We start from the raw sequence: 11,557 nt of genomic DNA, 5'->3' as shown, positions 1-11,557 counted from the left end.
GCCTTCGGCAGCTCCTACAGTAGGTCAGCGTCCCGAAAAGTACAGTGGGGCCAGCGTCTAGAAAATTGAATTGCACACAATTCAATTGCTCGCTATGTTTGGCTCATCATCCTGAAACCGGAGCCTTCTTCATGAGCGACAACCTGCTGAGCATTCCCTGCACCACCATCAAGGGCGAGCAAAAGACCCTGGCGGACTTCGCTGGTAAAGCCGTGCTGGTGGTCAACACCGCCAGCAAATGTGGTTTTACCCCGCAGTACAAAGGTCTCGAAGAACTGTGGCAGACCTACAAGGACCAGGGCCTGGTGGTGTTGGGCTTTCCCTGCAATCAATTTGGCAAGCAAGAGCCGGGCAACGAAGGGGCGATCAGTGAGTTTTGCGAGCTGAACTTCGGTGTCAGTTTCCCGCTGTTCAAAAAGATTGAAGTCAATGGTGCGGATGCCCATCCGCTGTTCGTGCAGCTGAAAAAGCGCGCTCCGGGTGTGCTCGGTTCCCAAGGCATCAAGTGGAACTTCACCAAATTCCTGATCGGCAAGGACGGCCAGTTGGTCAAGCGTTTCGCCCCGGCCACCAAGCCGCAGGATCTGAGCCGCGAGATCGAAGCCTTGCTCAAATGAACAGCTTGTCAGCCGAGTCCCTGGACCTCGACAGCCAGCTCTGTTTCAAGCTTTACGCCGCTTCCCGGGCAGTGATCCGTGCTTACAAACCGATGCTGGATCAGTTGGGCCTGACCTACCCGCAATACCTGGCGATGCTGGTGTTGTGGGAATGGCAGGAGATCACCCCGGATCAACCGACGGTCAAGGCGCTGGGGGAACGTCTGGCGCTGGATTCCGGCACGCTGACGCCATTGCTCAAGCGCCTTGAGCAACTGCAACTGGTTCAGCGTCAACGTTCGGCGCGGGATGAGCGAGAGGTGCACCTGAGCCTGTCGCCAGCCGGCAAGGCATTGCGCGATCAGGTCGGGCCACTCAAGGCTCGCCTACTGTGTGACAGTGGCGTGGACCTCAATCGCCTCAGTGAACTGCGCGAAGGACTTGATCATTTGTTGGGCCAGATCAAGGCACTGTCGTAGCGGGAACCCACGTGTCCAGCAGCGCGGCCAGCTCTTCCCGGCGGAAGGGCTTGGCCAGGTAATCGCTCATGCCCGCCGCACGACAGCGTTCGCGCTCTTCGGACATGGCGTTGGCGGTCAGGGCGACGATGGGCAGCTGGGGCCAGCGGCCGCTGCGTCGGATTTGCCGGCTGGCTTCATAGCCGTCCATCACCGGCATGTTGCAGTCCATCAATACCAGATCGAACTCGCAGCTTTCCAGTTGATCCAGTGCCTCGATACCGTGGGCGGCGACGGTCACGTCGCAGCCGAGTTTGCCGAGCATGCCCTTGGCCACCAGTTGATTGACCGGGTTGTCCTCGACCAACAGCACCCGTGCGCGTCGTTGCGGGGAGTGGGTGTCGACCGGGGGATCGGTGAGGGTGTTGGTTTCCGATCGCAGGATTCGCCGCAAAGTCTGGTGCAGCGCGTTGCGTGCCAAAGGGCGTGCCTGCTGTTGCAAAGGGGCGAGGGCGTTGGCTTGTTCACTGGGCAGGAAACTGCCGTAGGCCGTCACCAGCAGTATCGGTGCGGTGATCGTTGGGCGCAGATTGAACAGGCATTCCGGGCAATCGGTTATCAGCACATCGGGATTCAGGCCGAGTAACGGGTCATCAATCGAACGCTGCTGGTATTGCAGTCCCCAAGTTGGCAACACGCTGCCGAGCAGTTCGGCCAAGCCGCTGCTGGCGGCGGTTATGGCGACGACCTTGCCTTGCAGCGCAGGCGGAACAAGCGCCCTGGTGTGGCGGGGCAGTGGCAGTTCCGCGCAGAACTGGCTGCCAAAACCCGCTTCCGAGCTGATGGTGAGGCGCCCTTGCATGGCTTCACAGAGGTTGTAGGTCAAGGCCAGTCCCAACCCGGTACCGCCGAATTGCCGGGTAATTCCGGCGCCGGCCTGGGTGAAAGGCTGGAAAATTTTTACCTGGGCATCCTGAGGGATACCGATGCCGGTATCACAGACTTCGATCCTCACGCCATCGCCGGCGGTTGACAGGCGTACATCGACTCTCCCGAAACGGGTGAATTTGAGGGCATTGGATAGCAGGTTGCTGACTATCTGCCGCACGCGCGTCGGATCGCCGAGCACCAGCGCGGGAAACTGCGGATCGATCAGACACGTCAGCTCGACACTCGGTGCGGCGTTCTGCGACAACAGGTTGGCCGTGTCTTCAACCAGTGAGCCAAGGTCGAACGGGATGTGTTCCAGCTCAAGTTGGCCGGCATCGAACTTCGACAGATCAAGAATATCGTTGAGCAATTCCACCAGCACTTTGCCCGAATCGTGGGCGATGGCCAGCTGTTGCTGTTGCTCGGCACTCAACGGACCGTCCAGCGAAAGCGCGATCATCCCCAGCAGGCCATTGAGGGGCGTACGAATTTCGTGACTCATGTTGGCCAGGAACACCGATCGCGCTTCGGCCATTTCCAGCGCCGTGCTGCGAGCTGATTCCAGTTCCTGGTTGGATTGGCTGAGGCGGGCATTGATTGCCTTGAGCTCCGCGGTGCGGGCTGAGACGATGTTTTCCAATTGGCTGAGGTAGTCGGTCAGGCGGTTTTCCGCATTGCGTCGCTGCTGGATTTCAGTGGCGACGTTTTCGAATTGTTGGTTGGCCACATTTACCAGCACGCCTATCTCATCGTTGGTGTGCCCGATCGGACACTCCAGTGGCGTCGGTTGCGCGTTGCTTGAATCTCGACCGCTGAGTTCGCGGATGATTCGCACCAAGGGTTTGGTCAGCATCACATAGAACAGCGTCAGCAGAATGCCGGTCAGGATCAGGCTGCGGGCGAAACCATTGAGCATGGTCACCTCTGCCCGACGCAGGAACCGATAGCCGAACGAGTACGTGTCGACGTCCAGTTGCAGTGTGCCAAGGGATTCGCTCGGCAAATGGTCCAGATAGAGGCGGTCTTCGAACTTGCGGTCGGCGCCGAACAACATATCACTGATGACCCGATAGCCACTTTGCAGGCCGGGTCGCTTGACGTTGGCCAGTACGTTGCCGTTGTTATCGGTCAGCCTGGCGCCGATGATTGCCGGGGAACGCAGCAGGCCCAGCGTCAGTTCCTGGGCGAGTTCAGCGTCGATGTTGTAGGCGATGCGAGAGGCGGGGTTGTGGCTGATTTCCAGCAAAGACTGTATTTCGCGGTTGATGGAGGCGTCTTCGCTGGCATAATCGATGCCTATTTGCAGCAGGCTGAGCAGCATGCCAAGAATGAAACCGACGAGCACAGTAAGCCGGGCTTGCTTGTAAGACAGCCGGTTGCTGAATTTGATATCCATGGGGTGTTGAATCACTGTCCGTTTCCCTTCGCTGCTCAAGCATAGTCGATCATGCATGGATACCGATGTTCTCGCGAGCCCTTGTACAAGGGCTTGAGCACGCATTGAACGCTATGTTTCGTCGCTGTACCGCCATCATTACTGTGAACGTGTCCGAGGAAAAGACGTGGATTCCCGATTGAATGCTTTTCTTGAACGTGCCGATGCCGTTCTGGCCCGAATCGAACCGTTGCTGCCCACACCTCGGCAAGCCATTGACTGGACCCATTGCCTGGCCGCGCGCTGGCAGCGCGAAGGGCGCAGCGGTTTTCTGTTGCCGCTGGAAGTCAGCCTCGACATGCGTCTGTCCGACCTGATCGGCGTTGATCGGCAACTGGAGCAACTGGGCCGCAATACCCAGCAGTTCCTCGATGGCATGCCCGCTAACCACGCCTTGCTCTGGGGCTCGCGCGGCACCGGCAAATCATCGCTGGTGCGTGCCTTGCTGGCTGAGCACGCCAAGGCGGGCTTGCGCCTGATCGAGATCGAACGCGATCACCTGGCTGACTTGCCGCGGGTGGTCGAACAGATCGCCAAGCTGCCGCAGCGTTTCGTGTTGTTCTGCGATGACCTGTCGTTCGAATCGGGTGAGGGTGATTACCGGGTGCTCAAAAGCGTGCTCGACGGATCTCTTGAACAAGCGCCGGACAACGTCTTGCTCTACGCCACCTCCAACCGTCGTCATCTGGTGCCGGAAAAAGAAAGCGATAACGAAAACTGGAAACGGGTCGACGGCGAACTGCACCCCAGCGAAGCGGTGGAAGACAAGATTGCGCTGTCGGACCGCTTCGGCCTGTGGCTGTCGTTTTATCCCTTCACCCAGGAACACTATCTCAACGTCGTGGAGCACTGGATCGGTCAACTGGCCGACAAGGCCGGCCTCAAGTGGCAGCGGGACGAGGATCTGGACATCCTCGCGGTGCGTTGGGCCACGGGGCGCGGCAATCGCAACGGGCGTTGCGCGTATCAATTTGCCCGCTATTGGGTGGGGCTGAAACTGTTGGAGCACAAGGCATGATCGATTTACAAAAGAGCGGCCAGGGCCTCGAAGGCTACGGCATGCTGCACGCGCAGCTGGAGTCGCTGCTGGCGGACGAGCGGGATTTCATTGCCAATGCCGCGCAATTTTCGGCATTTTTGTTCAATCAACTCGATGACCTGAACTGGGCGGGTTTTTACCTCAATCGCAACGAAGAGCTGGTGCTGGGTCCGTTCCAGGGACAGATCGCCTGCGTTCGAATTCCGTTTGGTCGGGGTGTTTGCGGGGCAGCGGCGGCGACCTTGCAGACGCAACGGGTTGAGGACGTGCACGCATTCCCGGGGCATATCGCCTGTGACAGCGCATCGAACAGTGAATTGGTCGTGCCGCTGGTCAAGGATGGTCGACTGATCGGTGTGCTCGATCTCGACAGCCCGAAACTGGCGCGTTTCACCACGCAGGATCAGGCCGGTATCGAGCAATTGGCGGCCATTTTCCTGCGCCTGACCGATTGCTGATCAAGCCTTCAGGCCTGCTTTGACCAGCAGGCCTGAAGTGTCTACCGCATCGATTTGTTGAGGGGCGAGGAAGCGCTCGGCGTACAGCAGATAAATGCGTGCATCGATGAATAGCCCGAACAATTGCGGGTCGATGTGGGCGTCCCTGCACATGAACGCCATGATGCCCAGTGCTTCGCTCAAGGACTTGGCTTTCTTGTAGGGGCGGTCGGCGGCAGTCAGCGCTTCGAAAATATCGGCAATCGCCATCATCCGGGCCGCAAGGCTCATCTCCTCGCGTTTCAACCGTTTCGGGTAACCGGTGCCGTCCATTTTTTCGTGATGACCACCGGCAATCTCGGGAACGTTGCGCAGGTGTTCGGGAAAGGGCAGGTGGTTGAGCATCAGAATCGTCTGCACCATGTGGTGGTTGATGATGTAACGCTCTTCACTTGTCAGCGTGCCACGGGAGATGCTCAGGTTGTAGAGTTCGCCGCGGTTGTATTTGTAATGGGGCACATCGAGCTTGAACCCCAATGGGTTGTCCGGCGCTATCAGCTCAGCGTCTGCGCGTTCAAACAGATGCTCGGGTTTGTCGGCCAGCAGCGGTTCAGTGACCGGCAGTGTCGGCGCCGGGGTGCGAGCCTGACGCTGGTTCTCTTCCCAGGAAACACCCAGGCGGTCATCCAGGGTTCGGGTCCAGGTGCGTTGGCCGATGCTGCGCAGACGCTGTTGATCAGTCTCGGCCATAGCCTCACCACCCAGGTTGCAGTGAGCGATGAATGCAAAATCATCGTCCAGCTCCGTCAGGGCTGCATCGCGCTGTTGCTCCAGGTGTTGCTCGTCGCCTCCCCGGGCAATGGCTTGCCAATAATTGATCCAGACGTCGCGCTTGAGCACTTCGACGCGGGTGCGGATTTCGTGGATGCGATCGTTCAGGGCTTCCAGTTTCGTGGCTTTATCGACGACATACTCCGGAGTTGTGACCTTGCCGCAATCATGCAGCCAGGACGCGATGTGCAGCGCTTCCCATTCATCGTCGCTGGGCTGATAGCCGGCGAAGGCCGGGTCCTGACTGGCGGCAGCAGCCTGGGCCAGCATCAGGGTCAGAGCCGGCACCCGCTGGCAATGACCACCGGTGTAGGGACTCTTGGCGTCAATCGCACCGGCCAGCAGTTTGATAAAGGCGTCCAGCAGTTGCTTTTGCCTGGCTTGCAGTCGCTGGCTTTCGATACTGACTGCGGCCGCACCGGATACTGCCTGTAGAAACGCGATGCGATCCGGGCGCAGCTTTTCCAGGTCACTGCGTTCACCGCTATCGGCCAGCAGAAACACCAGCAGCCCGACGGTTTCGTTGTGACGATTGTGCAAACGAATACCGATCAGATGAACCCGCGGACAGGCCATGGCGAGCAGGACTTGCTGCAAATCTGCGGCCTCTTCGAAACCAAGGCTGGTCACGACGTTGTCGGCACCTGACAACTGCTGCATCCACTGCGGGCTCTTTGAGCCTTGCAGGTCGTGCGCACGAATGTCGAATGACGACAGCGGCTGAGCAGCATCATTGATGACCAGGCCTTGGGGTTCCATGCGGTCACCGTCACCTTCGCGCAGGTAAATGATTCCGGCTTGGGCCTGACCGATCTTTACCGTTTCAAACAGCACCCGTTCCAGCAGCGGTTCGAAACGAGTCTCGGCGCTCAGGCTGTCGGTGATTTGGAAGAAGCTCGCCAGGGTGTCTTTCATGCGTGCCATCGACACACTTAGTTGATCGACCTCCAGCACCGGCGAGCGCCGGGACACCGGGAAGTTGAAATCGAAACTGCGTATCGCATCCGCTTCCTGTACCAATGCGCGCAGGGGCTTGACCAGAATCCGCGATGTCAGCCAGCCAAGCGGCAGACATAACAACAATACTGCCAACGTAATCAGCGCTCCCTGCCAGCGCATGCGGTAAGCATCGACGAGCAATTCATCTTCGGGTACCAGCATCGCCAGTTGCAGTCCCCGTGGCCCGCCTTCCTGCATGCTGCTGCGGGCCACGATCCACTCGCGGCCGGCGACATTCAGACGATTGCCTTGCGGTGGGCTGTTGAGCAGTGCGCCAAGACTGGGGCTCAAGTCGGCAGCCTTGATCAGGCGGGCGGTCTGATCGTCGACGATCAGTCGACTGCTGTCTGGGTAGGCAATGGCATTGCCTTGGGCGTCGAACAGCACGATTTCGGTAGCCGGCGTCACCACATGCTTGGCCAGCGTTGCACTGAGTGCGGCCAGGGTCAGGTCAGCGCCCATCACCACACGTTCACCACTACGTCGAGCCAGCGTGGTGCCGACGTTGTGGGTGGAGAAAAAAATGTAGGGTTCGGTAGTGATCTGATCGTTGTCGTGGCTGGCGCTGGAAAACCAGGCGCGGCTACGGGGATCGTAGGTATCGTCGGGGTTGTCGTGACGACTGATATACGTCAGGTTTTGGTCGTAGAACAAGGATTGCGAATTAACCTTGCCACTGGCGTTTCGCTCGATGCTCCATACCTGATAGGCCGCTGTATCGGGGGCTTCCAGCAGGGTTTTCAGCTGCTGGGTGTTCAGCGGGCGGACCATGAAAAAATCACCATTGCTGTAGCCCAGGTACAGCGAAGCCAGATCGGGGTTGTCCTTGAGTGTCTGGCTAAAAGGGGGGAGTAACGCCAGGCGCTGGTCCAGGTTGGGAGCCTGGATTGCCGACATGTGCACCAGCAGGCTCAAGAGATGACGAATCGGCTCGTAGGTAGCGTGCAAATCCAGGCGCACGTCCTGCTCGATTCGATCGAACAGCTTTTCACTGCTGGACAGGATGATCTGCGTAGTGTGGCCATAGTTGAAAATGCCCAGCACCACGCCGGTCAGCAATAGCAGAACGGTGAACATCACGCTGATATGCACGTGCAGGGGAAAACGTCGCTGATCCGCGCGCAGTGGGTTGGGCATGCAAGTCACTCCATGAGGGTTAACACACTGCTCAGCGTCCAAGCATAGTTAAGCCTTTGTCATTCTGCTCTCGTCCTTTTTGCCGATTTTATGCAGCAATTGCTGGTCCAGTTCGAGCATGGCGTGCTCTATGGCGGTGCAACGTTCGGCCACTTTTTCGGGCTGGAACACATCACGACAGGATGCTTCGAGCGCTTCGCAGCTCTCGATCAGTCGGCCAGCCTGAACGATTCGCGCGGCGCCTTTGATTTTGTGAGCAATGTCGAGAAATGGCTGAGGATCCGTTGAACCCGACAACGCCAGCAAGCCCTGGCGGTCCAGGCGGTTGCTGTCTAGCAACTCGCTCAACAATCGCTGATTCAATATCGGGTTACCGCCGGTTAGTTGTTGCAACGCTTGCAGGCTGAAGGCGGGTGTCATAAAAGCAGGCCCTATGCCTTTGACCCATTGACTCAGGGCGGTCAACGTCAGCGGTTTGAACAGGCAATCGTCCATCCCCGCTTGCTTGCAGCGTTGTACTTCTTCCGGTTGTGCGTTGGCGGTAAAGCCCAGGACGGTGCACGGGGGGCGGTGCGTTTGGTGTTCGTATTGGCGAATGGCCCGTGCCAGCTCGTATCCATTCATGACTGGCATGTTGCAATCGACGATCACCAGATCGAAGGAGTCGGCTTTCCACGTTTCGAAGCCTGCCTGGCCGTCTGCTTCCACACGGGATCGATGTCCCAGAAACTCCAGTTGCTGACACATGAGCAAGCGATTGGCGGCGTGGTCATCGACGACCAAAACGGTCAACGGAACTTGCGTGCAGGGTAGCTGTGTTTCGGCTTTTTCCGTCCGGGGCTCGCGGGGCAGTGTGGGTAGAAGGAGCGACATTTGCACTTGTGTACCTACCCCGTGCTGACTGCTCAATTGCAGGCTGCCACCCATCATTTCGCACAGGCTGCGGCTGATGACCAGGCCAAGTCCGGCCCCACCTCGGGCTGACTGCCCGGTAGCAACGGCTTGAGCGAAAGGCTCGAACAAGCGCTGTTGGTCCTGCTCACTGATCCCTTTGCCGCTGTCTTCAACCTGCAACAGCATTTGCACTTGATCAGGTTCTGCGCCTGAGCGAAGGCTGACAGTAATCCTGACCTGGCCTTGCTCGGTAAACTTGATGGCGTTGCTGATCAGATTGGACAGCACCTGCTTGAAGCGCAGCGGATCCAATAGAACATCGATTGTCGGGTCGACTGCATTGAATTCCAGCAGCAGCTCAAGCTCTTTCTGCCGGGCCAGTCCATCGAATATCCGTACCACCGACGCGACGATTTCTTGCGGATTGACGCGTTCAGGACTCAGGCTCAGATGACCGGATTCGATACGTGCGATATCGAGTATGTCGCCGATCAGTTCCAGCAAGTCCTTCGCCGAGTGGTACGCCACATCGATGGCCGGTCGATCGGGGTGGTTGTGTTCAATACGCTTGAGCGTCAGTTCGAGCATGCCGATCACCGCGTTCATTGGCGTGCGGATCTCGTGGCTCATGGTGGCCAGAAATGTGCTCTTGGCCCGGTTGGCTTCATCGGCGCGCTCCTTGGCGCAACGAAGGTCATCGAACAGTTGACGGCGCTCACTGATGTCGATCCAGCCACCGATGATGCCCTGCACCTCGCCGCTTGAGTCTCGGTAGGGAAGGATCCAGTGATAAATCGTCATCCGGCGGCCGCCGATGTGCAGTACGCGGTCAAGAATCAGGGGTTTGCCCTGGGCCACGACGCGCTGGTAGTCAGCCTGATACTCCCGCGCTTCGAATGCGTTGCCCGTCCTGCCCTGGATCACGCTTTTGCCGATGACATCTTCGCGCTCTGCGCTGAAGGCTTGCAGGTAACTGTCGTTGCAGCTTTGCAGCAAGCCCTGGCGGTCACGCACATAAATGGGGTGGGGCGTGCCATTGACCAGTGAGCGCATGAATTCAAGCTGATCGTTCAGTGCTCGCTCAGCGGCCTTGCGTTGATTGATCTGACGTCGCATGTAAGCGTTCCAGGCCACGGAAATCATTAGCAGCACGCCGGCCCCGATAACGATCTGATAGAACAATCGGTGCCAGGTGCGCCAAGTGTTTTGCGAGGATGCGGAATAGCCACGCCAGCGGCTGTTGATGATGCCCAGTTCCTCCGGCGAGATGCTCAATAATGCCTTGTTGAGAATGTCGTTGAGTTCCTTGGCCGTTCGGCCAGTCGCCAGCGAGAAGGCGGCTTGTTCGGTACCGATAGTGGTGCTGATCTGCAGGGTGTGCTCGAACAGGCGCGATGAAATGAAGTAGTTGGCAATCACCAGTGAATTGACCGCGCCTTCTGCCAGCCCCATCGCCAACATCTCTACCGCGCTGAATGAATCCGGGGTTTCGATGAGACTAACCTTCGGGAACTCGTTGCGCAGGTACTCCATCAGTGGATTGCCTTGGGCGATTGCCAGGCGCTTGCCTTGAAGCTGCTCAAGATTGATTGGGCTGTCAGCAGCCTGTCGCGTCAGCAGGACATAGGAGTTTTGCAGGTAAGGGCGGCTGAAATGAAGCAGGGTGTCCCGTTGTGCACTGGGGAGCAGGGCGGCGATCACGTCGGCCTGGTTGTTGTTGATCCGCTGGATCATGTCGCTGTCGCTGCGGCTGCGCTGGATGTCGAAGCGCAATCCGGTGCGAAGCCTGATCAACTCCAACAAGTCCGCGACCACGCCACGAAAGTTGCCGGTGCTGTCAAAAAACGTGAGTGGCGCGAAAGCTTCGTTGACCACCACTCGCACCACTGGATGTTGGGCCAGCCAGCGTTCCTCGCTGTAACTGAGCTCCAGTTTGTGATCGGTTAGCAAAATGTCGCTGCCAGCACTCCAGCGCTTTGCAATGTTTTCTCGAACGCTGGTCGGGACCGCCATCAACATGGCGTTGATGATACTGAGCAGTTGTGGATTGTTCTTGTGTACGGCGAAGCTGAAACCGTGGGCTTCGTGTTTGCCGAAGTTGGCCATGCGAATGTTGTTGAGATAGCCCTTGTTAATCATGTAATGGGTAGAAATGGTATCCCCGAGAAATACATCAGCCTGGTCGAAGGCCACTGCGTTGATAGCGTTTTGATAGGAGGGGTAGGACGCGATGATCGCCTTCGGATACAGCGCTTTGACCTCCTCCAGTGGCAAATAGTGATAGACCATGCTCAGTCGCATGCCGGAGAGGCCATCGGTCAGTGATCTGGTTTCACCTTCACGTGTCACCAGAACAGGTTGATCCACGGCATAAGGCGCGGAAAGTACGATTTCAGCATTGTGTGCTTCAAACCCGTTGGCGGTCCCCAGCAGGTCAACCTCGCCATTCTCCAGTGCCTCGATGGCGGCGCCCCTGGATGCAAAGCGTTTAACCCTGACGGGCAAGGCGGTGGCGGTACCCAGAATACCCGCGTAGTCGGCGGTGAAACCTTCGTAATCATGGCCGCTGAGTGTCAAGTCGAAGGGGGGATAATCCGGTGCTGATGTCCCCAGGACCAATTCACGCTTGCTCATGAGCCATTGTCGTTGCGCGGGATCCAACTGCACATCCAGCTGCCCGACTGTCGAGCGACTTAACAAGGCGTAGTCTTCACTGCCCTGTGCCGTCAGCGATGCAATGCCCAGGCAAAGGCCTGCGGACAGCGATATCAGTTGGACTTTCAAACGACTGAGCATCCTGC

Annotated in this window: 7 protein-coding genes; 4 read left to right on the top strand and 3 right to left on the bottom strand. The window is 58.2% G+C overall.

What is annotated here, in order from left to right; translation table 11 throughout:
- The first annotated feature begins 131 nt into the window (after positions 1-131).
- Together ACRESJ_RS32030 and ACRESJ_RS32025 are read left to right on the top strand one after the other, a co-directional pair.
- On the top strand, positions 132-617 hold the full coding sequence (locus ACRESJ_RS32030) for a glutathione peroxidase (RefSeq protein ID WP_431761485.1): 486 nt from the start codon (positions 132-134) through the stop codon (positions 615-617).
- Positions 614-1,075 (top strand): MarR family winged helix-turn-helix transcriptional regulator, encoded by a 462-nt coding sequence (locus ACRESJ_RS32025; RefSeq protein ID WP_431761484.1) that lies wholly within the window; start codon positions 614-616, stop codon positions 1,073-1,075. The genes ACRESJ_RS32030 and ACRESJ_RS32025 overlap by 4 nt, the downstream gene beginning before the upstream one ends.
- On the opposite strand, the gene ACRESJ_RS32020 is transcribed toward ACRESJ_RS32025, so the two are convergent.
- Positions 1,059-3,380, bottom strand: coding sequence for an ATP-binding protein (locus ACRESJ_RS32020; protein ID WP_431761483.1), 2,322 nt, complete (start codon positions 3,378-3,380; stop codon positions 1,059-1,061). The genes ACRESJ_RS32025 and ACRESJ_RS32020 overlap by 17 nt on opposite strands.
- Positions 3,381-3,546: 166 nt before the next feature.
- Between ACRESJ_RS32020 and ACRESJ_RS32015 the strand changes: the two genes are divergently transcribed.
- Together ACRESJ_RS32015 and ACRESJ_RS32010 are read left to right on the top strand one after the other, a co-directional pair.
- Positions 3,547-4,437, top strand: coding sequence for an ATP-binding protein (locus ACRESJ_RS32015; RefSeq protein ID WP_431761482.1), 891 nt, complete (start codon positions 3,547-3,549; stop codon positions 4,435-4,437).
- Positions 4,434-4,916 carry a GAF domain-containing protein gene (locus ACRESJ_RS32010; RefSeq protein WP_431761481.1) on the top strand — a complete coding sequence of 161 codons (483 nt, stop codon included), beginning with the start codon at positions 4,434-4,436 and terminating at the stop codon, positions 4,914-4,916. Before ACRESJ_RS32015 ends, ACRESJ_RS32010 begins: the two co-directional genes overlap by 4 nt.
- Here the strand turns inward: ACRESJ_RS32010 and ACRESJ_RS32005 are convergent, their stop codons facing one another.
- Positions 4,917-7,862 (bottom strand): HD domain-containing phosphohydrolase, encoded by a 2,946-nt coding sequence (locus ACRESJ_RS32005; RefSeq protein ID WP_431761480.1) that lies wholly within the window; start codon positions 7,860-7,862, stop codon positions 4,917-4,919.
- Positions 7,863-7,910: 48 nt separating this feature from the next.
- Positions 7,911-11,552, bottom strand: coding sequence for a transporter substrate-binding domain-containing protein (locus tag ACRESJ_RS32000; protein ID WP_431761479.1), 3,642 nt, complete (start codon positions 11,550-11,552; stop codon positions 7,911-7,913).
- Positions 11,553-11,557: the final 5 nt, after the last annotated feature.

Origin of the sequence: Pseudomonas sp., assembly GCF_050739655.1 — a bacterium.
In the GTDB taxonomy this organism is placed as follows: Bacteria; Pseudomonadota; Gammaproteobacteria; order Pseudomonadales; family Pseudomonadaceae; genus Aquipseudomonas.
The sequence above is the reverse complement of the archived record's forward strand: the minus strand, read 5'-3'. Positions and strand labels throughout refer to the sequence as shown.